This is a genomic window from Tabrizicola aquatica (assembly GCF_002900975.1).
Taxonomy (GTDB): Bacteria; Pseudomonadota; Alphaproteobacteria; order Rhodobacterales; family Rhodobacteraceae; genus Tabrizicola; species Tabrizicola aquatica.
Map to the genome: position 1 here is coordinate 1,666,139 of NZ_PJON01000001.1, position 21,854 is coordinate 1,687,992.

Annotated in this window: 19 protein-coding genes and 1 pseudogene; 12 read left to right on the plus strand and 8 right to left on the minus strand. The window is 61.9% G+C overall.

The window, feature by feature from the left end; all coding sequences use genetic code 11:
• Positions 1 to 263: 263 nt before the first annotated feature.
• From CXR42_RS08205 to CXR42_RS08250, 11 genes and pseudogenes are all read left to right on the plus strand, one after another.
• Positions 264 to 512 carry a helix-turn-helix transcriptional regulator gene (locus CXR42_RS08205; RefSeq protein WP_103257103.1) on the plus strand — a complete coding sequence of 83 codons (249 nt, stop codon included), beginning with the start codon at positions 264 to 266 and terminating at the stop codon, positions 510 to 512.
• Positions 509 to 748 carry a hypothetical protein gene (locus tag CXR42_RS08210; RefSeq protein ID WP_103256918.1) on the plus strand — a complete coding sequence of 80 codons (240 nt, stop codon included), beginning with the start codon at positions 509 to 511 and terminating at the stop codon, positions 746 to 748. The genes CXR42_RS08205 and CXR42_RS08210 overlap by 4 nt, the downstream gene beginning before the upstream one ends.
• On the plus strand, positions 745 to 1,140 hold the full coding sequence (locus tag CXR42_RS08215; protein WP_103256919.1) for a VRR-NUC domain-containing protein: 396 nt from the start codon (positions 745 to 747) through the stop codon (positions 1,138 to 1,140). The genes CXR42_RS08210 and CXR42_RS08215 overlap by 4 nt, the downstream gene beginning before the upstream one ends.
• Positions 1,137 to 2,144, plus strand: coding sequence for a helix-turn-helix domain-containing protein (locus CXR42_RS08220; RefSeq protein WP_103256920.1), 1,008 nt, complete (start codon positions 1,137 to 1,139; stop codon positions 2,142 to 2,144). Before CXR42_RS08215 ends, CXR42_RS08220 begins: the two co-directional genes overlap by 4 nt.
• A gap of 71 nt (positions 2,145 to 2,215) precedes the next feature.
• A pseudogene (locus CXR42_RS19965) lies at positions 2,216 to 2,614 on the plus strand (DNA cytosine methyltransferase); the annotation flags it as partial.
• A gap of 46 nt (positions 2,615 to 2,660) precedes the next feature.
• A complete protein-coding gene (locus CXR42_RS19750) occupies positions 2,661 to 3,233 on the plus strand; it encodes a DNA methyltransferase (protein ID WP_245875369.1) in 573 nt (190 codons plus the stop codon).
• On the plus strand, positions 3,230 to 3,889 hold the full coding sequence (locus CXR42_RS08230) for a hypothetical protein (RefSeq protein ID WP_103256922.1): 660 nt from the start codon (positions 3,230 to 3,232) through the stop codon (positions 3,887 to 3,889). Before CXR42_RS19750 ends, CXR42_RS08230 begins: the two co-directional genes overlap by 4 nt.
• A 114-nt stretch (positions 3,890 to 4,003) precedes the next feature.
• The gene (locus CXR42_RS08235) at positions 4,004 to 5,335 is read left to right on the plus strand and encodes a DNA cytosine methyltransferase (RefSeq protein WP_103256923.1); all 1,332 of its coding nucleotides are present in this window, start codon (positions 4,004 to 4,006) and stop codon (positions 5,333 to 5,335) included.
• Positions 5,328 to 6,110 carry an endonuclease gene (locus CXR42_RS08240; RefSeq protein WP_103256924.1) on the plus strand — a complete coding sequence of 261 codons (783 nt, stop codon included), beginning with the start codon at positions 5,328 to 5,330 and terminating at the stop codon, positions 6,108 to 6,110. Before CXR42_RS08235 ends, CXR42_RS08240 begins: the two co-directional genes overlap by 8 nt.
• Before the next feature lie 116 nt (positions 6,111 to 6,226).
• Positions 6,227 to 7,591 (plus strand): ATP-binding protein, encoded by a 1,365-nt coding sequence (locus tag CXR42_RS08245; RefSeq protein ID WP_103256925.1) that lies wholly within the window; start codon positions 6,227 to 6,229, stop codon positions 7,589 to 7,591.
• The gene (locus CXR42_RS08250; RefSeq protein WP_103256926.1) at positions 7,591 to 8,538 is read left to right on the plus strand and encodes an O-methyltransferase; all 948 of its coding nucleotides are present in this window, start codon (positions 7,591 to 7,593) and stop codon (positions 8,536 to 8,538) included. The genes CXR42_RS08245 and CXR42_RS08250 overlap by 1 nt, the downstream gene beginning before the upstream one ends.
• 445 nt (positions 8,539 to 8,983) lie before the next feature.
• Here CXR42_RS08250 and CXR42_RS08255 read toward each other — a convergent pair whose 3' ends face one another.
• Positions 8,984 to 14,080, minus strand: a complete 5,097-nt coding sequence (locus CXR42_RS08255) for a RecQ family ATP-dependent DNA helicase (protein ID WP_103256927.1) — start codon at positions 14,078 to 14,080, stop codon at positions 8,984 to 8,986.
• A gap of 458 nt (positions 14,081 to 14,538) precedes the next feature.
• Between CXR42_RS08255 and CXR42_RS08265 the strand changes: the two genes are divergently transcribed.
• Positions 14,539 to 15,105, plus strand: coding sequence for a hypothetical protein (locus CXR42_RS08265; protein WP_146038021.1), 567 nt, complete (start codon positions 14,539 to 14,541; stop codon positions 15,103 to 15,105).
• A gap of 263 nt (positions 15,106 to 15,368) precedes the next feature.
• On the opposite strand, the gene CXR42_RS08270 is transcribed toward CXR42_RS08265, so the two are convergent.
• The 7 genes from CXR42_RS08270 to CXR42_RS08300 all read right to left on the minus strand — a co-directional run bounded on the left by CXR42_RS08270 (position 15,369) and on the right by CXR42_RS08300 (position 21,646).
• Positions 15,369 to 15,905, minus strand: coding sequence for a DUF3489 domain-containing protein (locus tag CXR42_RS08270; RefSeq protein ID WP_103256929.1), 537 nt, complete (start codon positions 15,903 to 15,905; stop codon positions 15,369 to 15,371).
• A gap of 15 nt (positions 15,906 to 15,920) precedes the next feature.
• Positions 15,921 to 16,142 (minus strand): hypothetical protein, encoded by a 222-nt coding sequence (locus CXR42_RS08275; RefSeq protein ID WP_103256930.1) that lies wholly within the window; start codon positions 16,140 to 16,142, stop codon positions 15,921 to 15,923.
• Complete coding sequence (locus CXR42_RS08280; RefSeq protein ID WP_103256931.1) at positions 16,132 to 16,359, minus strand: hypothetical protein; 228 nt, start codon at positions 16,357 to 16,359, stop codon at positions 16,132 to 16,134. The genes CXR42_RS08275 and CXR42_RS08280 overlap by 11 nt, the downstream gene beginning before the upstream one ends.
• 250 nt (positions 16,360 to 16,609) lie before the next feature.
• Positions 16,610 to 17,470, minus strand: a complete 861-nt coding sequence (locus tag CXR42_RS08285) for a thioredoxin domain-containing protein (RefSeq protein ID WP_146038022.1) — start codon at positions 17,468 to 17,470, stop codon at positions 16,610 to 16,612.
• Between the two features lie 15 nt (positions 17,471 to 17,485).
• Positions 17,486 to 19,414: a hypothetical protein gene (locus CXR42_RS08290; RefSeq protein ID WP_146038023.1), complete on the minus strand. Its 1,929-nt coding sequence runs from the start codon at positions 19,412 to 19,414 to the stop codon at positions 17,486 to 17,488.
• 107 nt (positions 19,415 to 19,521) lie between these two features.
• A complete protein-coding gene (locus tag CXR42_RS08295; protein WP_103256934.1) occupies positions 19,522 to 20,964 on the minus strand; it encodes a type IV secretory system conjugative DNA transfer family protein in 1,443 nt (480 codons plus the stop codon).
• The gene (locus CXR42_RS08300) at positions 20,957 to 21,646 is read right to left on the minus strand and encodes a hypothetical protein (protein ID WP_146038024.1); all 690 of its coding nucleotides are present in this window, start codon (positions 21,644 to 21,646) and stop codon (positions 20,957 to 20,959) included. The genes CXR42_RS08295 and CXR42_RS08300 overlap by 8 nt, the downstream gene beginning before the upstream one ends.
• Positions 21,647 to 21,854 lie beyond the last annotated feature (208 nt).

The window sequence follows — 21,854 nt, forward strand, 5'->3', positions numbered from 1 at the left end:
TTCGAACAACGGTCAACCCGCCCGCCCCGGAGAGGGTGGTGACGCTGGCGCATGGATCGCCGCCCGGAACCGACACGGGTGGTGGTGGCGGAGGCGCATTCCTGCGGTGATCCTGTCTGGAATCCCGGAACAAAACCCAATGAAACAAGGGGTGGAACGGAGTAGCGGCCTGCAATTCCACCTTCCGCCTGTCTTCCGGTCCTCGCGCTCTGCTTCGCTGAACCGACCCCCGCCAGAGGGGCGAAAGGCGAATGGAGCAGCCCATGAAGGACATTCAGACCGATCTTGACGAGGACATCCCCGACCTGCTGGCCGACTGGATCAGCCGGGAGCAGTTGGCCCGCGCGCTGGGCCTGACGGCCGACACGCTGTCCCGGTGGGAAGCCCGCCGTCAGGGACCGCCCTGCACACGCATAGGTCGAAAGACCTTCTATCGCCGCGCCGCCATTCAGGAGTGGATCCGGTCGCAGGAACAGGCCCATCCGGTGCGCAAGACGCGGGGGCGGTCATGACCATCCAGCCCCATAGTTCCGCCTGGCCCGCCGACCGCGTGGCCGAGGCCCGCGCCGTGATCGCCGACGTCGCGCATCACAGCGATCTCCTGATCCGGCTCGCCTGCAACGTGCTTGCCCGATATGGCGAGACCCCGGGCGAGCGTGCTGATGCCCTGCGCCTGCAGGTCGTCGTCGATGCGCGGGCGCCGGTACGACGTGCCCAGCGCGAAGACCAGGGGAGGGCCGCGCGATGATGCGCCGCGGCACCCCCGAGGCCGATCTGCAGCGCGCCGTCGTGCAGGGGCTTCGCATCGCCCTGCCCCGCACCGCGATCATCCATCACTGCGCCAACGAAGTGACCGAGGCCGGACCCCGTGGGGCTAAGCGCCAGGCGATCCTTGTCGGCATGGGCGTCCATGCCGGGTTCGCCGATCTGATGGTGATCTGCGAGGGCCGCGTCCTGTTCCTCGAACTGAAGGCGCCGAAGGGGCGGCTGCGGCCGGGGCAGGAGGCATTTCGCGACGCGGTGCAGGCGCAGGGGTTCAGCTGGGCGCTGGTCCGCAGCCTCGACGACGCGCTGGGCGCGCTGGCCGATCACGGCTTCACCACGCGCATCTCCCCTGCCCCGCGGAGGCCCGCGCCATGAGCCACGAGGCCACCAACTGGGCCATCAAGCAGCGCGGATTGAAGCCCACGACCAAGATCGTGCTCTGGCACCTTTGCGACCGGTTCAACCCGGACTACGGCTGCTTTCCCTCGCAGGATCGGCTGGCACATGACTGCGAGATCAGCCGGTCGACGCTGAACGATCACCTTGGCCAGCTCGAGACCGTGGGCCTGCTGCGGCGCGTGCCGCGGCTCGATCCCGTGACCAAGCGCCAGCTGCCGACCCGCTACATCCTGGGGTTCGAGCCGGGCTTCACACCTGTGGCTGTGGTGCCGTGTCCGGAAATCGGACACGGCGAAGACGAGGGCGCAGAAAGCACCGTTGATGCAGGCGTTTCGCCCCCCGATGCCGCGGCCGATGCTCTGCCGTGTCCGGATTTCGGACACGGGATTGGTGCGGAAGCCGTGTCCGATTTTCCGGCCGACCCGTGTCCGGAAAATCCCGAAAGCCGTGTCCGGATTTCGGACACTAACCCTGTAAGGGAACCTCTAAGTAAACCAGTAAAGGAGGAGGAGGACGCGCAGGCGCGCGCGGCGATTTCCGATGAGGTTTTCGGGGATCTGCTCGCAGCACTCGGCCTCGACCCCGCCGCCCTGCCCGGCTGGTGGCAAGGCTGGCCGCCCCGGCTGCACATCCAGCGCTGGCGCGACGAACTGGGGCTGACCGAGGCGGAGATCATCGCCGCGGCCGAGGCCAGCCGCCAGGAACACCCCGAACCACCCGATGGGCCGAAAGCGCTGGACCGGGCGATGCAACGCGCCGCCCAGCGCAAGGTCGAGGATGCCGGGCGGAAGCGCCGGAAGCCCAAAGCAGCCCCCGCCCCGGCTGCGAAGCCGATCACCGACCTTCCTGCCTTCTACGCCGATCTGGTCAACTCCGACCGCTACCTGCCGGTCAGCGCGATCAGCAACACGATGCGCGACGCCATGCTGGCCCGCGGGCTTGTGACGGCCGAACGCCTGCGCGAGCGCGGGGTGCGGTGAATGGCATGGTGTCACGTCCCCGGCACGGATTGTCCCTCTGCGCAGGCGGCGGCGGCCTTGATCTGGGCCTCATGCTCGCCGAACCCGGCTATCACACCCGCGCCTTCGTCGAATGGGAGGACTGGCCAAGGGCGGTCCTCGTCGCCGCCCAGCGCGCGGGGTATTTCGCCCCGGCCCCGATCTGGACCGACCTGCGCAGCTTCGACGCCCGCACCTTCCGCGGCGCGTTCGATGCTGTCCTCGCCGGATATCCCTGCCAACCCTTCAGCGCGGCCGGAAAGCGCGGTGGCGCCGACGATCCCCGCCACCTCTGGCCCGACGTTGCCCGGGTCGTCCGCGAATGCCGCCCCGAATGGGTCTTTCTCGAAAACGTCGCCGGGCACGTCACCCTCGGCCTCGAGACCGACCTGCGAGAGCTTTGGGGATTGGGCTACACGCCTGCGGCGGGCCTGTTCTCGGCGGCAGAGGTCGGCGCGCCGCATGAGAGGCTGCGAATCTTCATCCTGGCCCACACCGATGAGCCTGCATCCCGGCACCGCCAGCTACAACCCGGCCGGGAACAGCGACTTCACCCGAAAGGCCGAGGCGCTGGCGCTGGGCATCGCGAAAGCCCTGCCGAACCACTGGCCGACCCCCGCCGCCCAGAACTGGAAAGGCAGTTCGGAGGCCAGCATCACCCGCACCGACGGCAAGTCCCGAATGGACCTGCTGCACTATCGGGCGGAACAGGGCTTCACCCGCCCTGCCCCACCGATCTCGCAGGATGGGCGACGGTCCTTGCCGCACGCCCCGATCTCGCGCCCGCTGTGGGCTTCGATGATTGCCTCGCATGGGCGCGTCGTCTCGCGGCGGATCTTAAAGGGCCGGGCACGGCGGCGGCTGAACCCGCTCTTCGTCGGATGGCTGATGGGCTGGCCCATCGGGCACGCGCTCTGCGCCTGCTCGGAAACGGAGTTCACCCTCTGGCAGCAGCACATGCGTGGCGCTCTCTCGCAGCTGCCCATGGCCTCGGGCCCGTGGATCTGGCGGCCGACTGATGCGGCCCAGCGCCCGGCGCAGATGGATTTCCTTGAAGGATTGCAGTCATGAGTTTCCACGGACGCGTTAGCGGCACCAGGATCAAGCGCGCGCTGGGCGTGCAGGCGGCGCTGGAATGGGCGTTCCGAGTGGAACAGGCGCAGCTGGACCTACCTCTGCCCCTGGACATCATCGAGGAAGGCTTCGGCTTCGGCCTTGAATACGTCCTGCTCCAGCGCGCCGTGCTGGGCTGCAAGATCGACGGCGGCCAACACAAGATCGGCGGCTACACGCACGAGGACGCCGAGGTAATCGCCGCCACCGTCGCCGGGATCCCCGACAGCCTCGGCGGCAAGCGCATGGCGATCCGCGTCGCCGAACTGGCCCGAGCCGGGCTGACCCCGGACTGGATGCCCGACGCCATCCCGCGCTGCGTGCCCGCCATCGTCAAGCAGAACCAGCACGGCACGCACGCAGGTACCATCGTCGTGGGCACCGAGCGCATCAGGGTCCGTGGCCTGGGCGCGCGAGCCACTTGGAAAACCATCGACATCCTGGCCTGCCCGGTCACGTTCTCGCCGCATCCGCAGCAGATCGAGGCCGCCCGGCGCGGCTATGACGAGTGGTGGCAGGCGCTGTGCTGGGTCAGGGACGGTCTGATCGCGGGCGGGATGCTACGGGAGGTCGAGGTGACGGCGGCCATGCCGAAGACGCGGCCGTGGAGGTAATCCAAGTCGACCTTTGGGGCTGGAGAAATCAACCTCGTCACCCGGAACCATCCGCTTTCGCTGGCAAAATCAACGAAGCCCCTGTAGTTTGCAGGAGAACAAAGGGAGTGTGGCATGGGCAGACCTATCGGGGTAGACCTTTTCGCAGGCGCAGGCGGTATGAGCTTGGGCTTCGAACAGGCTGGCTTCGATGTCGCTGCAGCTGTGGAAATCGACCCTGTGCACTGTGCGGTACACAAGTTCAACTTCCCCCAAACCGCCGTCATTCCCCGCTCCGTTGAAAAGCTCACCGGTCGGGAGATACGTCTGGCTGCTGGGCTTGGAACCCGTAGGGTCGACTGCGTATTCGGGGGTGCTCCATGCCAAGGCTTTTCATTGATTGGTCATCGTGTTCTGGACGATCCTCGAAACCGGCTTGTGCTTGAATTCGTTCGGATCGTCAGTGAACTGGACGCCCGGACCTTCGTATTCGAGAATGTGAAGGGCCTGACGGTAGGCAACCACAAGCAGGTTTTGAATGAACTGGTCGCAGCCTTTGACGAGAAAGGCTACCAGGTGCGCCTGCCGTGGCGCGTGCTAAACGCTGGTAACTTTGGCACGCCGCAATCGCGTGAACGGCTAATTTTGTTTGGGGCGAAAAAAGGCGAGACCCTGCCGGATTATCCGATGCCGATTACGGCAATTGCCGGTCGGCGAACAAATCCAGACCTCGAGGTCGGCCCAAACTGCGCTGATGCACTGGCTGATCTGCCTGACGCAGAACTATTTGAAGAACTGACCAATAACGACGTGGTAAAGCCGCGGCGCTTTGACAAACCATCGGCCTATGCCGCCGAGATGCGTTGCATGACCAATGAAGCTTGGCACTTCGCGCGCCCGCGTCAGTGGGATCCCTCGATCCTTACATCCAGCGCGCGAACGGATCACACTGATATTTCCCGGAGAAGATTCTCTGAAACGGCGGAAGGCGAGGTTGAGCCGATCAGCCGGTTGTTCAAGCTTCCATCAACTGGAGTCTCCAACACGTTGCGCGCAGGCACCGATGGCGCCCGCGGGGCATTCACAAGCCCTCGGCCAATTCACTTCAAGTTCGACCGCTGCATCACGGTCCGGGAGATGGCGCGCCTGCACGGATTTCCGGACTGGTTCCGCTTCAATGCAACGAAGTGGCACGGCGCACGGCAGATCGGGAATGCTGTTCCGCCTCCGCTGGCGCGTGCAGTCGCAAGTCAGGTCATCGCCGCTCTGGGGTTTGTGCCCTCAAGGCCCTCGGAGGCGATAGCGCTGGGCGATCCGGCGCTGTTGCAAATGGATGTTACCAATGCATCCGCCCATTTCGGGGTCGAGCCGCAAAAATCAGGGCGCGACCGAAAAAGCGGGGCAAAGAAGCGCAAGCAAACAGATATCGAAGCAGAACGCATTTCTGCCCGCGTCGCCTATGGCTAAGTCGAATCGCTATCAAGCATTGATTTCGAAGATTTTCTTCGACAGGTACCAGGCAGGTATCTCGTCATTTGAATTTGAGCGCACTGCACTGGAGGATGGCGCAGAGGCTCTGGGCATCAAATTGCCGAAAAACCTCGGTGACGTAATTTATTCGGTTCGGTTCCGGACATCTCTTCCGGACGACATTCTCGCCACCCAGCCGCCAGGGATGGAGTGGATCATCGAAGGCGCTGGTAGGGCGGCATATCGTTTCAAACTTGTTCGCGTGAACCGTGTCGTCCCGCGTGCAGACCTTGTTCGCGTGTCCATTCCGGACGCGACGCCTGAGATCATCCGGGCCTATGCCCTCGATGACGAGCAGGCTTTGCTTGCGATCGTCCGCTACAATCGCCTGATCGACACGTTCTTGGGCCTGACAACCTACAGCCTTCAGAACCACCTTAGGACGACAGTGAAAGGCATCGGTCAAATCGAGATCGACGAGCTCTACATAGGCCTCGACAAACGCGGCTGCCATTACGTTATCCCCGTCCAGGCGAAGGGTGGCAAGGACCAGATCGGCATTGTTCAGACGACACAGGACATCCGATTTGTGGAACAGAAGTTCCCGGGGCTGAGCTGTCGGGCAATCGCTGCACAGTTCATGGAGGATCAGGTGATCGCTTTGTTTGAACTGACCCTCGAAGATGACGAGATCCGCGTCGTCGAAGAACGCCACTATCGCTTGGTCCCAGCGCGTGATCTCGACCGCGATGCAATCAAGACCTACAGGTAACCCGACGCAGCGCAAGAGTATCTTGGCCGGCCTTTCCTATAGCTTCAACAGTTGTGCATCGCCAAGAAGAACCGAACTGACCATGCTGAGAATATGTGGTTTTTGGAGAGAAACGTATGATTCCGGAAAACAGATCCAAAGCTGACGCCAATCCCACCAAAGCGTTTTTTGTTAGGATGATTACGCGCGACATCACGTTAGAAGATTGTATATTCGATCTAATCGACAACAGCATTGACGGAGCTTGGGAACTCGCCGGTGGACAACCCATGAGTCTGGACGACAACACGGACTTGTCGCCCTATCGGATTAGCATCAACGTGCAAAATGACGGATTTCTGATACAGGACAACTGCGGTGGCATAACGCTGGATGACGCTGCTGACTACGCTTTTACTTTTGGCCGCAAGGATACAGCCGAGACAGAAAATTTCAGCATTGGCGTGTACGGCATAGGAATGAAGCGTGCTGTATTCAAGATTGGAAGCGATATTACCATCCACAGCACATTCATTGACGAGGGGAAGCCATCCTCGTTCTGTGTGCCTATCAAAGTTGACGAGTGGCTGACGTCAAAGAGTGAGGACTGGGATTTCGATATCGAGGCGGCACCCGACCTCCCAAGTGCCGGCGTAAAGATTCAGATATCGAATCTCACAGAGGTTGCGCTTCGCTCGTTTGAAAGCCCAAGGTTCATTCAGAACCTCCGACGGTCGATTTCTCGAGACTACGCTTTGCATCTTCATCGTGGCCTGGCAATCGAAGTACAGGGTAAACCCGTTTCGGGATGGGCCATTGAACTTCGCCAAGGAGGGGACTTTCTTCCTATGAGAGCGACCTTCACTGAACAAATTCAAGATGAAGATGTCCATGTAGAACTGCTCGCGGGAATGGCTGCCGCTCCTCCAGATAGCAGCGAGCCATCAGACGATTTCGACGATGCCTTAAATAGATCAGGCTGGTACGTGGTCTGCAACGGGAGGATCGTTCTGGCCGCAGACAAAACTTCTGTCACCGGTTGGGGAACGGAAGGATGGCCACAGTGGCACCCTCAGTACTCGGGCTTCATGGGACTAATCGTCTTCGCTTCTCGTCGCGCTGATCTTCTGCCCCTTACGACAACCAAGCGAAGCGTTGATGAGACTTCCGCTGTTTATCGACAGTTCCGCCCGAAAATGCGAGACGCCACCAAGGAGTGGATTTCCTATACAAACGCGCGAAAACAAGTGAGGGTCGAAGCCGTCAAGCGGGAAGAATTTACCAAATCTGTGCCAATTTTCGAGATTGTGCCTCGAGCCGAGGTGGCACTTCCCCGCATTGCGCCGACTCCGAAGATTCCCGAGGCAAATGTATTGTACAGCGTGCCGAAGGCGCGAATGTTGAAGCTTGCCTCCGCCCTCGGCAATATCAACATGGCCTATAAGGATGTGGGAATCCAATCTTTCGAGTACACCTACTCTGACTTGGTCGGCGAAGAGTAATGGCATCCTTTGACTCGATAAATTACAGTTTGCGTCCCAGCAAAAGTGTTCAACGAGGGCTGGTCTTCGATGGTTTGCGCAAGTTGTCGAACGCGCTCGACCTCAGCAACGCCGTCTATATTGGATTTGGATCGATTTGGTTTACAGACTTTGTCTTGGCCCACAAGACATTAAATATCGACGACATGGTTTCGATTGAGGCGAACGAGATTGGCTTCAAGCGGGCCCAGTTCAATAAATCCTATCGTACGATTACTATGATGCAGGGCATGTCGCAGGACAAGCTTCCTGAAGTGTTATCGATGCCTGGGTATCTAAATCGCCCCTGGATCGTTTGGCTTGATTATGATAGTGCCTTAAATGAAGGGGTTGTTCAAGATTTTCAATGGACTTTGAATAATGCCCCTCCGAATAGCGTTTTGCTTTTCACTTTTAGCGCGACGCAGAACGCATACGGCGACAAACCAGTACAACGACCGGAGCGACTAAGGAGTCTGTTAGGAGATGTTGTGCCGGACGACTTGAGCAAAGAGGACTGCAGTAAGGAGAATTTGCCTTCAGTCCTAGCGAAATTGGCGATGGACTACTTGAAATCTGAAGTGGCAGATTTGGCCCGCCCTGGCGGTCTAATTGAAGCATTTCGAGTTCCTTATTTTGACTCAGTTGGGATGGTTACCGTTGGGGCAGTGCTTCCGGCGGTCGGTGCCGTACCTGCTGCTCGAGCTGTTGTTTCGACGGGTGACTGGAAGTGTTTAGTTGACGAAGTGATCCATGCTCCACAATTGACTTTGAGAGAAATCGCCGCACTCCAATCGGAATTGCCGCCTGTTGGTGCGATCACGCGAACCCGGGTCCAAGAGTTGGGTTTTGACCTGCAGGACGAGCAAATTCAATCATTTCAGAAGTACTACAAGTACTTGCCGAGTTTCGCCGAGGTCGTTGTGTGAACGGCGACAAGAGTTGGCGATTGCCGACGTCTGTGTCGTCGACGCAGGCCAGTCAATTGGTAAGGGGTCTGCATTCCGTTACTGCGTTCCGGTGAAAGCACACGTGGGGTGCGCGAACTGGGTGTACCAGAACCCTTCCCCCCTCCTCTGGTTCCTCCCCGGCCGCGAACGTATGCGGGGGGGCGCAGCGCAGCGTTTCGCTAGCGACAGGCATTTTCACCGGGGAATCCAGGCGGAATCCACTTGGCGCACGACTAGGGGAAAAGCGACACGTTATCAGAGGCTTGTGGAATCACGATCTTGGGGTGCTGGATTCTTTTGCGGAAGCCAGGGAATCCACTTTGTGGAAGCCACCTTGGCCAGAATCCAGCCAGCGGAAGCCACTCTTTTCGATCCGTTATGGACTGGCCACGGGCACGCCTGATCACGGGTGTCAGCCACGGTTTTAATCCGCTGTGACAGCTCGCGCCCCTTCTTCGAACACCAGTTCGGGCAAGACCACCTCCCACTCGTCGCGGCGGAGCAGGTGGTTATATTCCTCGTCCCCATCCTCACGCCGCCAGTTCAGGATGGCCGCAACCTCGCCGCGCAGGAAGGTGGTGCCTTCGGGTGGGGCGAATGCGCGGGAGAGGCGGGCAAGGGTCTGGCCTTGGGCGTTCTCGATCCGCCAGCGGTCGCCGTCGCGGATCAGATGGACGGGGGCTCCAGGGCGCGCGGCGGCGATGGCGGCCAGCGATGGATCACCCGGCCGCAGACGCCCGGCAAAGGACAGGTCCACCAGCTTCGGGTCAGGCGGCACATAGCGCAGGCGGGCGCGCGGCAAGGCCGCGGCGTCGGGGGTGACGCGGCGGGACAGGACAGCGTCCCCGGGCTGCATGAAGGCGTGGGGTCCGTCGGTCAGCACGGTCAGCGTGGACCTCGCCCGCGTCATCGCGACATAGAACAGGCGGCGCGGGGCGTCGGCATCCTCGCCGCGCGAGGGGCGATCCCAGCCGCCGTTCAGGATCGCGACATGGTCGAATTCCAGCCCCTTGGCGCGATGGGCGGTCATCAGAAGCAGCCCGCGCTGTTCGCCCCGCACATCCCGCGCCCATTCGCCGAACCATTGGACGATATCGGGCACCGGGGCGGCTTTTTCGACCAGTTCGCGTGCGAGGGTGCCAATACCTTCGCCGATCAGATCGGTCCAGCGGCTCGGGGGTTGGCCGTTCAGGATGGCGACCAGATCAGGGATCGCCAGCAGCTGGGTCCGATCAGCCAGCAGGGCACGAATGAAGCCCTGCATTTCGCGAAGGCGCCAGAGGCTGGGCATGGTTTCGTTGGCCATGTCGATGGGAATACCTTGGGCCTCGGCATAGGCTCTAACGGGTTCCAGCCGCCGCCAGTCGCGGGCGATCACGGCGCATCGGCGCCAGGACCAATCCGGGTCCAGCTGTGACAGGCGCAGCAGTTCGTCCAGCGCGGCCACGGCTTGCGCGGCATCGCCCCCGGCCTCCAGCAGGGTGACACGCCCCTGAGCCACGGGGTCCAGCGCCGCCCAATCCCCCCCCGGCAACGCCTTGGCGCGGGCGCGGTTCACCCTGATGTCGTGGCCCGCCTTCATGCGCCCTGCGGCGGGCGCGATCACGGCATTTGCCGCAGCAATGACATGGGCAGTGGAGCGGTAGTTCTCGGTCAGCCAGACCGGTTTCGCAGCATAGTCGGCCTCGAACCTTCGGATGAAGTCGATGCTCGCCCCAGCGAAGGCGTAGATGTTCTGGTCATCATCGCCCACGGCAAACAGGCTGATGCGCAGGTCATCCTCCAGCGACCGCCCCGCCACGGCGCCGATCAGGGCGTATTCCTCGGGGCCGATATCCTGGTATTCGTCCACCAGCAGCCAGCGATAGCCTTGGATCAGCGTCTCGCGCAGCGCCTCGGCCTCAGCCTTGGTCAGGCCATCCCCGCGCAGCAGGGCCACGGCCTGCATGACGATCCCATCGAAGTCGCGCGGGCCCTCATGATCACCTGCAAAGCTCGCCCCCATCAGCCGCATCGCCAGCGCGTGGCAAGTCGACACCGTCACCCCCGCCGCATCATCACCGATCAGGCGGCGCAGGCGTTCTCGGATCTCGGCGGCCGCGTGGCGGTTATAAGTCAGCACCAGAATGCCGCGTGGGTCCTCTCTTTTCACGCGGATGAGGTAGGCGATGCGATGCACCAAAACCCGCGTCTTGCCCGATCCCGGACCTGCCAGCACCAGCACGTTCGTCTGTTCGCGGTCATCGCGCACGATCTCGGCCTGCACAGGGTTATCCAGCGCATCAACGATTGTCCGCCATGAGGTGCCGGTGGTCTGTCGCCGGATTTCAGTTCCGCGCCCCGGCAACCAGCGGCGCAGGAAAGCGTCGCGGTCCAGCACGAAGTAGTCTTCCGACAGGCGCTGGGCCTGATCCATCGCCGCCAGCCCCTTTTCAGCATAGGCGGCCATCACATGGGTCTGGATCGTTGTCTCGCCGTAATGCTCTTCCAGCGGCGCGAAGTGCTGCACGGTGAAGGGGCCACCCTTGGGGTTCAGATGCACGGTGATCGCCGGGCGAAATACGGTCAGGCCCCGGCCCAAGGTAGCCACTTGCTGTTCGTGCAGCCACAAGAGCGCGCGGTCCATCAGGCGGGTCATGTCCTTGACCTCGGCCCGCAAAAGCGCGTTACCGTTCAGCGCATCCAGCATCGCGCCAAGGGTGGTTTCCACCTGAATGTCCTTGCCGCGCGTGCCCTTAGAGACCTTGCCCGTCAGATGAGCGAGAAGTGCCTGCGCCCCCTGCCGCCGCAGTTCAGCCGTCCGGGCGACCACAAGCCATGACCGCTCCAGCCGCACGAAGATCGTGTTGCGGCTGACCTTGCGCAGGGTCAGGTTGCCCCTGCCGCCATCCTGATCACGCCCATCCTGCGCCATGCCGCGCAGGATGCTTTCCACCAGATCGGGGCGCACTTGCGCATGTCCCTTGTCGCGCAAGGCCTGACACGTCTCAGTGAGATTCAAAGGCTGCGCCTCGGCCCCTTCGGCATCCGGCACCATTTCTTGCATCATTGCGATCAGATCGGCCTCCATCCGCGCCGCGTGATCCAGTCGGCGGGCCGAAGCATCCTCGACACCCAGATGAACATAGACGGTGATGCCCGTGTCATTGCTGGCGATCCCCAGCGCCTCAAGATCGGCAAAGGCCCGGTGCAACTCGCGCCCCGATAATCCACAGGCGCCAGTCAGATCATCGGTCGAAACCCCGGCATCGACAGGCGCATTCATCACATGACGCACAAGGTCCATCAGTTGGGTGCGCCTGACCCCGGTGATCTGCGCCTTTTCCAGGATCGCCGCCGCCTCCTCTACCGACCGGATGCGCAAGGACGACGGAAACACCTGCACGCGGTTCTCCTCGCGGGAAAGCAGCGTCGCTTCTTCCAGCCAAGCCACGGCGGTTTTCACGCGGGTGTCCTCGGTCGTCTTGTCGCGCTCGAACTCCTGATCCTTCTCCTCGCGCACAATCTCGCCCGGCGTGGCGACAACCTCGCCCGACTTGTGCTTTTCCATCCGCCGCAGCGCCTTGAGGATCGCGCCGATCTCATGCCGGGCCAGACGCGACCGGGCAGATAGCGAGAACTGCCGTTCCACATCCTCGGGGCTGAACAGCAGCACACAACTGGCGGGCGCGCGATCCCGCCCCGCGCGCCCTGCCTCTTGCAGGTAATTCTCCAACGACCCAGGAATATCGCCATGCACCACCAGCCGGATATCGGGCTTGTCGATGCCCATGCCAAAGGCGTTGGTCGCGGCAATCACCCGCAACTGGCCGGTGCGAAAGGCCTCTTGCACATCGCGCTTACGTTCCGGCGGCAACCCTGCATGGAAAAAATCCGCAGACAGCCCCTGCCCTTTCAGGAACTCTGCCACCTTCTCGGTTGCGCCGCGTGTCGCACAATAGACCACGGCCCCGGATGCGCCTTCGGGCGGCAGGTTCGCCTCGATTGCCGACAGGATGTCGGTCAACTTGGTCGCCTTCTGCGTGGGGAGCACTGCGAAAGACAGGTTCGTGCGCACTGCGCCCCCGTCCAGAAGCATCAGGTCCACCCCGAGGCGGGTCTGGAAGTGATCGCGGATATCACGCACCACCTCGGGCTTGGCCGTGGCGGTCAGGCAAAGCACCGGCGCAGGGGCATCGCCCGAGAATTCCTTGATGAAGCGGCTGACATAGCGGTAGTCGGGCCGGAAATCGTGGCCCCATTTGCTGATGCAATGCGCCTCGTCCAGCACCCACAGCCCGACCTCGCGCTGTTGCAGCACGGTGCGGATCGACGGTGACCGCAACTGTTCCGGCGAGATCAGCAGCATCGCCGCATCGCCCATCCGTACCTTTTCCAGCGCGTCATGACGTTCCGGCAGCGACAGCATGCCGTTCACCGTGACCGCCGCCGATATCCCCGCTCGCGCCAGCCCCTGCACCTGATCGGCCATCAGCGCGACAAGGGGCGAGATCACGACTGTCAGCGCTCCGGTCTTGTCGAACCGCGACAGCGCCGGGATCTGATAGCAGACGGATTTACCTGTGCCGGTGGGCAGGATGCCCAGAACGGATTTCCCTGCCATCGCCTCGGCCACAATCCGCTCCTGCAACGGGCGGCCCATGTCATCGACAGGCTGCGCGCGGAAGGACGGAAAACCGAACCAGCGTTCCAGCGCGGCATTCGGGTTGTTCTTCTCAACGCACCAGCCGCAGGCCGGATCGCCGCAATTGGTGTCGCGCAGATGCCGCACGATCCGCCCCGCCTGCGGGAACTGCATCCGCACCCAGGGCGGCATGACCGAGTCCCCGCCCGCGACCGAAATCCATGACAGCGCATAGGCCATCGGCCAGCCGTTGCGCGGATCGGACAGGCGACCTAAGGTCTGCTCCAGCCGATGATTGCAGGCGCGGCCGCCCAGCAGGCGGCAGATGGCGGCATGGGCAGCAGCTTCACCCGGCGCAGGACCGCGCAAGGCTTGGAACAACGCATCGAACCCGGGCGAGGCCTCGCCCCGCGTCGTCAAATGGTGATAGGCGAGCACCGCATCCGGCGCCTCCTCCCCCAGCCTGGTGAAGGCCGCGATCTGGTCCGCCAGAACCTGCAGAGCCAGCCGCGCATCCTGTTCGGGGTCATTCACATGCCCGACCTGGAGCCGCCCGTCGTGATAATGCTTGACCAGATGGTGGTATGGATTGCGCGGAAAGGCCAAGGGGTTCAGCCACAGCGTATCTATCGGGGCCGCCCCCAACCCCGCCAGCCGCGCCCGATTGGCCACCAGATGCGGCAGGTCATGGCGCAGGATGTTGTGCCCCACCAGATGCGCCGCCCCTTCACACAGCGTTTCCAGCCGGTCCAGCGCGGGTTCCAACGCCACGCCCTTGTGAACCACAGCCCGCTCACCCCGCACCGCCGCAAAGGCAAAAAGCCGCGCAGACTTCGGATCGACCTCCAGATCAATCGAAACGCAAGCTGCAAGGAAAGGGGCAGGGTCGAAGGTCAAACGTCAGGCATCCGGTTTCCAAGGGCCAACAAAGGCTTCCAAGCCATTGATAACCCTATCGCCAGGATTCGAAAGCTGTAGATTCTGCGCGGGGACGACGGCACTTTCTACGCGAGGATCGGAGTCGGTAAAGCAATCTCAAATCACAGCATTCCGGGCTCCCCTTTTCGCATCATGCGCCACAGGGATAGGCATTTTACGCCGGATCGTGTCCAGCGGTGTTCCTAGTGGCGCTTGTCGAGCCTGTATTGACGGCGTTCTTGGACCCGGGCGACTTGATCTATTAACCGTTCTGCGGCTCCGGCACCCAGATCGTCGCCGCCGAACGCACTATGCGACGATGCTTCGCGATGGAACTAGATCCCGTCTATTGCGATGTGGCCGTGCGGCGGTGGGAGATGGCGACGGGGCAAAAGGGGGCCAGACTACAAGGTTAGTAGCTTTCATCGGAGATGAGGTTGGCCCATAAAGCCCTTGACGCAAAGGAACTCCAGACCCGACCTGCCATGCAAGATGACACCGCCATCAATCCCGTAACCTTCGTGGAAATGAAGGCGAGCGTCGGCTCGATTCTGTTTCTTTGGTCGTCCATAGAACGTGAGATCACAAAGCGTGTCGAAGAACTGGACGACGGCAAGAGTCGCAACGGGGCACATACCCTGGCCCAGAAGATCGCGCGCTGGGAAAGCCTACAGGCGTCAATCTGCGCGGAACGCGCCGAACACGAGGATTTGGTAAAGGAAGTGCGCACCCGCCTCATGATGGCACTAGAACTCAGGAATCGTATCAGCCACGGCCTGATCGGCATAACGGCCGATCCCTTCGGTAATCGCGGGGACGCACATCTGGAGACGGAACTGAACGGCGAAAAGCGAAAGCATACACATCCCGAGTTGGAGCACGTGATGCGCATCCTGTCACACATGGTCTGGGCCATTGGCAGCTTGAGCGATGCTGCAAGGCAAAAGGATCCCCGAAAGGCTGAAAACGCCTATGTCGGGATACGGTTGAATCATCTGCCGTGACCCAATAGCCTTGCTCCACGACAGAAGCCTGGCAGCATATCGAAATCAACGACCATGGGACCATCGTTGTCCTGCGTCCAATCTCGGACGAGGGACGGTCGTGGTTCGCGGACAATGTCGGTGATCCGGAGCCGGGCGGGATCTACACCTGTGAGCCGCGCATGGCGCAGGACATCCTGCAGGCGGCAGCAAGCGATCTTCTGTCTTGGCAATGAGTTACCGCCGCGCGGTCGGAACGGCGGCGGTCAGCAGTTCACGATGGTTCAGGCAGGCAGCTTGTAGACGGTCCCTCTCCCCTCGACCTTGCCGGATCTGACTGGCAAGGCGAGCTTCTTCTTTAAAACGCCTGAGATTGCACCACGAGCGCTATGCGACATCCACCCGGTCGCCTCGACAATCTCGGCAATGGAAGCCCCCTCAGGGCGCACCAGCATCTCGATCAGCAGTGCCTGCTTGGTCCCTTCACGCTGGGTTGGCGGCTTCGGTGGTGGCGCCTTGGCGGCATGTTCGCGGATTGCAGCGACGATCTTCACCACCACCGGCTCGATCCCAATGACCAGCAAGCCAGCATCGGTGACCACCAGCGTGGTGCCATGGCCATCGCCAGTTTCGCGCCAAAGCGGTTCGCCGCGCCGCAGGTTGGCATCGACCTCCTGCAGCCAGCCGTGTTCGATCATTTTCGACACAGCCATCTTGGCCGCCGCACCGGCCAGCCCCTTGGGAAGTGGCAGGGCGATGTTCTCGGGGCGCTGGGCCCCGGCGCTGAGGATGATGGTCTGAGTTTCGGTGAGCTTTGTCATGTCGGGTTCCTCCTACTAATCGTTGGCGGCAAGGAAGGCTGTGATGCGCGCCATCAGGTCGTTGTGACCGTCGGCATCCGTGCCGATGATCACATCGCCAGCGTCGTCGCGTTCCTGATCGGCGATCTCGCGCAGCAGGGCGATGGCGGCGTCGCAGGCGGAAAGACGTTCGGCCTCCCATGCGGCGGTGATGGCATCCTGTTCGATCTGGTGGCGCCGGGCGGGATCAAGCGGCATGTTCGCCCTCCTTGAACGCGGCGTCGGTGATCTGGCGCAGCAGGCTGGCGTAGTGGTTCAGGGTACCGACGTGGCCCCAATTGATCTCGTCCGGGTCGGTCTCGAAGTGATCGTCGCTCAGGGCCTTCAGGCGCTCCAGCATCGCGTCGATCTGGAACTTGGCGGTCATGAAGGCGTCGAGGGCCTTGGCGTTGTCGGTAGCGCGGCGTGTGGTCATGGCGTGGCCTCCGGGGATGAGTTGCATCGTTCTGGTGCAATCACCATCGCTCTACCAAACTGGCATGTGTAGTTTATTGCATTGAAAGAAATGATTATTCCAAGAAATCTCTCAGTCTGAAAGCAACAGTCCCCGCGCACGCGAATGGACCCAGCGCTCAGACTCAACAGGCAAAGGGCTGCCCTTCGCGCCAAATGAAAGGCAGCTTCTCACTCTCTGGATTTCCCAGCCTGACCTGGCTTTGGCACCTTTACTGCGTGAAGAAATCCTCGGCGCGCGCCCATTTCATCGCGTCACCCGATGTGAAGGCCCGCACGGCAAGCCAGTCTGCACCACCGAAGGTAAGGGTGCCGATCATCTTGTAGCCCTGACCTTCTTCCAGCCACTCCACCTCTGCTGCGTCAGGGACCGGGGCTGCGAACAAGCGGACACCGTTTGCCTTCGCAAAGTGATTGCGGGAATAGGGTTTGAGTTCGGGGGCCAATCGCAACAGATCGGCATAGCGTGCTTGCGGCGGAGGAGGCGCTGTCTCGACGGCAGTGCGCGCGGCAAGCTCTTCCAGCATCATCCACGCGCCAAGGTTGGCCGTGATCGACCTGTCCGTTTCCCGCTGGACGGTCAAGGGATAGGCAAAGCCGCCTACCGCGCTGGTCCCGCCCGCCCCTGTGCTGACTGCGGCGAAACTGTCGGCCATCAGATGGCCCGCAACGGTATTGACCTCGTCGATCAGCACGTCGGCCCGTGGTGAAAGCGCCGCGTTTCTTGCCCGGGGATCCGCAAAGACCGGGCCCACCTGATCGTCTGCGTCAGAGAAGAACGCATTCGCCAGCGCACCGCCCGGACCGTTCTGGCCCATGAACACAAAGCGGAAATCGACATCCGGTCGGGTTGCCAGGATAACCTCGTGCAGTTGGTGACAGAACGGGCACCATGGCGCCGCGACGACATAGGCGGCCTTTGTCGCCTTCCGGTTCGTCGAAAGCCAGATGCTGCGCTCCAGGTTGAACAGGATGGCCTCGGGCCTGAAGGTCGTCACTTGGGCGAGACCGGCCTTCGGCAGGGCCAAGGTGGCAAGCGCGGATAGCGTGAAGCTGCGGCGGGTGAGGATCATCTGTTTCACCATCGATCAAAGTTTCGGGGCGGTGCCGGTGGCCGAGGCCACGCCACCATGCAAGGCTTCAATTCGCTGGAGCTCGTCGCGGGACCAGATCTGCCAGAAGCTGTCCCAAGTGACATCCGGGCCATAAAGGACAAGGATCAGCTTTTCAGCGCGCGCGCTCCTGCTGTCGCTACGGATGCGGCTTTGGATGACAGGCCCGCATCCCAGATCGACCTGGAAGCGGTCGTCCGACCATTTCGGAATGGTGATCGTCAGAGGGATGCTTTGCAGGCTGATCTGAACACAGGCTTCCTTGCGCTCAGCGAAGGTGGCAAGGACTTTGCCATCACGGCCATAGAACCAGTCATCCCTGCCGTCGAGAGCGGGGCCGTATTTGTCCGTCAGCGCCTTTCGCAGCGTGACCTCGGAAAGCTGATCGGTTGCCGGAATCTCCCAGCTGCGGGTCACCAGTTCCAGCCTTTGCGGTGTGTTCTCGCCCTCGAAAACGGGCGTGAACTGAACCCCGACAAAGTCCGGAGCCTCGGGGGAAGCGTCCCGTCGAGTGGCAATCAGCGCCTCGGCCGTCCAACCCCTGCCTCGGGTGCCACCGATGTTCTGCCGGTCAAGCTCATAGCCTGCGGCGTCCAGGGCAGCTTCAACCGCGTCGCGGGGCATCCCCGGCGACAGACCAAGAATATCCAGCCCGGCCACCTCGACCGCAGCATCAACAGACCTGAACGGGCGCAGCGATGCGTTCATCTCGGCCTCATCAAGGAAGGCTGCGCCGTCGAAAGCCATAGTCAACGTGTTCGGCCCGGTCCGCAGAAGAGCAACAGAGAAATCAGACGGACATTCCGCCGCATCCCGATAGGTACCGTTCAGCAGGGCCTTTGCCGCCTGCAGCCCGTCAATCTGGAAGACATACTGACATTCAAGATAGCCCTCCAGCGGGGCCCACTTCTGAAAGCTGATATCCAGCTGGCCGAAGGCCGCAATCCGCGTCAGGTTCAGCTCGATGCGACTGCCCCCACCTTTGGAATAACCGCCAAACCAGACCCCTTCGCTGTCGCCTTCACTTTCAATACCTTCGGCCGTCGCCGATTGAGCATCTGCGCCCTGTCCGCTTCCAGTTTCCTGTGCAGGAGTACCCAGTTCTGAAAGGAACGCGGCTACCAGTTGATCTTGACTCGCGCGCTCCCCAGCAACTTCACGATACCCGCCGCCCCAGTCCAGAACCAGCACCGGGCCACGTTCAGTGATCGTGACGATCCCCTCCGAGCAAGAACCAACTCCATGAACAAGGCGACGCTCAACCGACATCTCAGCAACCGGCTGCGCACTAAAGATGCAGGCGCGCCCTTCGTCATCAACCCGCATGGTAATGAAGGCGCCGAATTCATCAGCAGTTGAAAGGATCTCGATTGGGAAGATGCGCGGATCCACGTTGTCGTTTATCCGTTCGGTGCCTGATTGCCCCAAGGCAACATGCACAATCGTTCTTTGCAGACCGGTAGAGAAATCAGGAGGCACGCCTACAGGCAAGTCGAGGCGGTCCAGTTCACCTCCGCAAAGACCATCACTTTCCAAGCGAGCTACGGCCCCGCCCTCTTTTGCCATCAACACAAGATCTGCCGGAGCCTTGTCATCACCGACAGCGGCGCGGACAAAGGTACTCTGGACCGTCCGGAACGCCCCTTCCTCTGTTGCTTCCATTTGATAAAGGGCGTCATGCCATTGAAAGTATGGACCGCCATTCACGGGAAAGGTTCGAACGCGCACTGCCGTGCTGTCGTTCCGCTTGATGATGGAGATCAGTTCTGCCCGAGGGCTGGCGCCGCAGTCAAAGACACCGAAGTACTGGCCAGCCTCGATCGGCGTGCCTTGCGCAAACAGGCAGGTCGGCGCCAGCGCAAGCAAAGCTGTCATTGAAAGGGGCAAAACGGCAGGGTGAAGCATTCTTTTCTCGCTGATTGAGGGGCGTTGCTTCCGTCACTCTGCCGCATGCCCGTCCGACCACACCTTTCGCAAACTTGCGCCAGCTTGCGCGCCGACAGAAAACCCTTTCAGAACGGCACTTTTTCGTGGTCGTCATCTGCCACTGTTCCAGGCACATCGAACAGCTTGAGCAATTCCTCAGCCAGACGCTGTGTCGCCGGGTCCGATGGCTGGTCGCGGTGTTTGTCCCGGTTCGGACGGGTCGGCCGCACGACAGCCGACCGCGGGGCGGCCCGCTCGATCGGGCCGCTGCCAACTTCGTGAAACGGGTTTGGTCTGGCGCGGGGCTTCAGGATGGGGTCATGGCGATAGTCCCGGGTCTCGGCGCGCATCAGGGTGCCGCCAGACTGGCAAAGGCGCTGCCCGGCCCAGGGGTCAAGGTGACCCTCCGGATAGCCAAGAAACCGCTCCAGATCGCGCATCGCCGCCCGGCCTGTCTGGCCGAAGGCCGTGATCAGCCCGGCGTTGTTGCGCAGGCTTTGCCAATCGTCCCGATAGGTTGCGATCATCTGCGCCGGATCCTGCCAGAAGCTGGCGCATTGCACGCCATAACCGCGCATCAGTGTCATCAGCGTGACGAATGCCTCCAGCCGGCCAAGCTGCGCCGCTTCGTCAATCACGAACAGCGTCGGCTTTGCCGGGGACCTTGCGCGTCGTGCCATGGTCTGGATCAGCGCGCCGAACCAGAAGCGGATCAGCCTTGCGTGGCTGCGCAGCATGTGTGGCGGCAGGACGAAGTAGACCGTCATCGGCTGACCCTCGATCAGGTCGGACAGCGAAAAGCTCGACCGTCCGAGCGCATTTTGCACCGGCCTGCTGCGCAAAGTCTCGACCGCCTCCATCACGAAATGCAGCATGCCGCCCAGCGTTTCGGGGGCACCAAGGTCGATCATTCCGGCAATCGCCTCCACTTCCGGCAGCGTTGAGTCCCGCAGCCAGTTGAAGGGGCCGGGTGGCAGGCGGTCGCACAGCCGCACCAATTCGGAAATGCTGGCCTTGCCCACGCCCCCTGCATCGGCGACAGCCTGCAGGATGGCTGCGGTCAGAAGCTGCCGCGCCTGATTGAGCCAGAATGCATTCTTTGGATCCCCGCGTTCCAAAAGCAGGCAGTCGGCCAGCGCGCGCGCTTCATCAAAGGCGTCCACACGACCGAGATCGATCAGGTCAAGCGGGTTGAAACGGTCCTTCGGCAAGCCGGTCACCGACATCGGGTCAATCACGAAGACCTGGTGGCCTCGGCTGCGCCGCCAGTCGGCAGTGACATGGGCTGCTTCGCCCTTCGGGTCAAAGACGATTGCCGGGCCGTCATGGCTGAGAAGAAGCGGCATGATGGATGTCGTGCCCTTGCCTGCACCGGTCGGCGCAAAGGTCAAGGAGTGGTCCTCTGGCCCCATGACAACGGCTGCGTCCACAGGCCGGGCGTGATCTGCACCAAATCCGATCGGGGTGATCCGCTCCAGCGGCTTCGCCCAGCCAAGGTCAAGCCCCGCCTTCTGCCGTGCTTCAACCATCTTCAAGCGCCCTCCGTGGGTAAATCCAGCCGTTCGGCCCCCGCATCAGACGCGGCGAGGGCAGGTCACAGATCGGGGTATCCTCGATCATCTCGAAGCGACCGTTGCGCAGGGGTTTCAGGAGCGAACGAAACAGCTGCGGGCCGTATGCGAGGGTCATTTCAAAAGTCCCGTCCGCATCATCACCGACCGGCTGGATCGCAAAGTTGACCTGACCCACTGCCTCGCGCTGTTCGGGTTCGATGTCGTACAGACCGTCAACATGCGCTTCGGAGAGGCACGGCCAGAACAGCCAGTTTTCGGTCGTCAGGCTGGCGCAGAAGACCCTTGCGAAGTTGATCGTTTCATCAACCGGCGGCATCCCGTTTTCGGCGATCTTCACCAGCATCGGCAGGCTTAGAAACTCGATCTGCCGATCCAGGGGCTCCAGCTTGCCATGCAGCCAAAGGTAACTGGCAAGCGCCGGGCCTTTTGGCGCCTGCAGCTGAGCTTCCAGCAGCACCAGCCCGTCGAACATCGGCAGTCGCGTTGCCCGCAACCGGTCAATCTGACCGCGCGAGACATCGTGCTCGCGCAACTGGCTGGCCAGACGCCCGGCGATTGGCCTGAACAGCGATTTCGTCTCGATTTCACGGCAATGCTCGGGCATCGTCGCGGGGCGAATCCAGGGGGGTGGGGACATGACGATCTCCTTTCGTCCAATGTCGCCGATGATCTGAACCCGCCCCTTGCGCGCCCTTGCGGAGCCTTTCGCCATGAACGACAGCCGCTTGCCCGTGGGGGCTGATCTGCACCATGAGCTGCTCGTTCAGATGTCGTCGCAGCGCAACAAGGGCGGCTTGACGCGCACTGATGTGGTCGCCTGGCACAAACGGCTGCAAGAGCACACA

Coding starts and splice junctions, on each gene's coding strand:
- CXR42_RS19750 (WP_245875369.1), top strand. CDS start 2,661: ATGAGCCTGCATCCCGGCACCGCCAGCTACAACCCGGCCGGGAACAGC.
- CXR42_RS08280 (WP_103256931.1), bottom strand. CDS start 16,359: ATGACCACACGCCGCGCTACCGACAACGCCAAGGCCCTCGACGCCTTC.
- CXR42_RS08245 (WP_103256925.1), top strand. CDS start 6,227: ATGATTCCGGAAAACAGATCCAAAGCTGACGCCAATCCCACCAAAGCG.
- CXR42_RS08290 (WP_146038023.1), bottom strand. CDS start 19,414: ATGCTTCACCCTGCCGTTTTGCCCCTTTCAATGACAGCTTTGCTTGCG.
- CXR42_RS08215 (WP_103256919.1), top strand. CDS start 745: ATGATGCGCCGCGGCACCCCCGAGGCCGATCTGCAGCGCGCCGTCGTG.
- CXR42_RS08240 (WP_103256924.1), top strand. CDS start 5,328: ATGGCTAAGTCGAATCGCTATCAAGCATTGATTTCGAAGATTTTCTTC.
- CXR42_RS08230 (WP_103256922.1), top strand. CDS start 3,230: ATGAGTTTCCACGGACGCGTTAGCGGCACCAGGATCAAGCGCGCGCTG.
- CXR42_RS08270 (WP_103256929.1), bottom strand. CDS start 15,905: ATGACAAAGCTCACCGAAACTCAGACCATCATCCTCAGCGCCGGGGCC.
- CXR42_RS08220 (WP_103256920.1), top strand. CDS start 1,137: ATGAGCCACGAGGCCACCAACTGGGCCATCAAGCAGCGCGGATTGAAG.
- CXR42_RS08250 (WP_103256926.1), top strand. CDS start 7,591: ATGGCATCCTTTGACTCGATAAATTACAGTTTGCGTCCCAGCAAAAGT.
- CXR42_RS08285 (WP_146038022.1), bottom strand. CDS start 17,470: ATGATCCTCACCCGCCGCAGCTTCACGCTATCCGCGCTTGCCACCTTG.
- CXR42_RS08295 (WP_103256934.1), bottom strand. CDS start 20,964: ATGGTTGAAGCACGGCAGAAGGCGGGGCTTGACCTTGGCTGGGCGAAG.
- CXR42_RS08300 (WP_146038024.1), bottom strand. CDS start 21,646: ATGTCCCCACCCCCCTGGATTCGCCCCGCGACGATGCCCGAGCATTGC.
- CXR42_RS08210 (WP_103256918.1), top strand. CDS start 509: ATGACCATCCAGCCCCATAGTTCCGCCTGGCCCGCCGACCGCGTGGCC.
- CXR42_RS08275 (WP_103256930.1), bottom strand. CDS start 16,142: ATGCCGCTTGATCCCGCCCGGCGCCACCAGATCGAACAGGATGCCATC.
- CXR42_RS08235 (WP_103256923.1), top strand. CDS start 4,004: ATGGGCAGACCTATCGGGGTAGACCTTTTCGCAGGCGCAGGCGGTATG.
- CXR42_RS08205 (WP_103257103.1), top strand. CDS start 264: ATGAAGGACATTCAGACCGATCTTGACGAGGACATCCCCGACCTGCTG.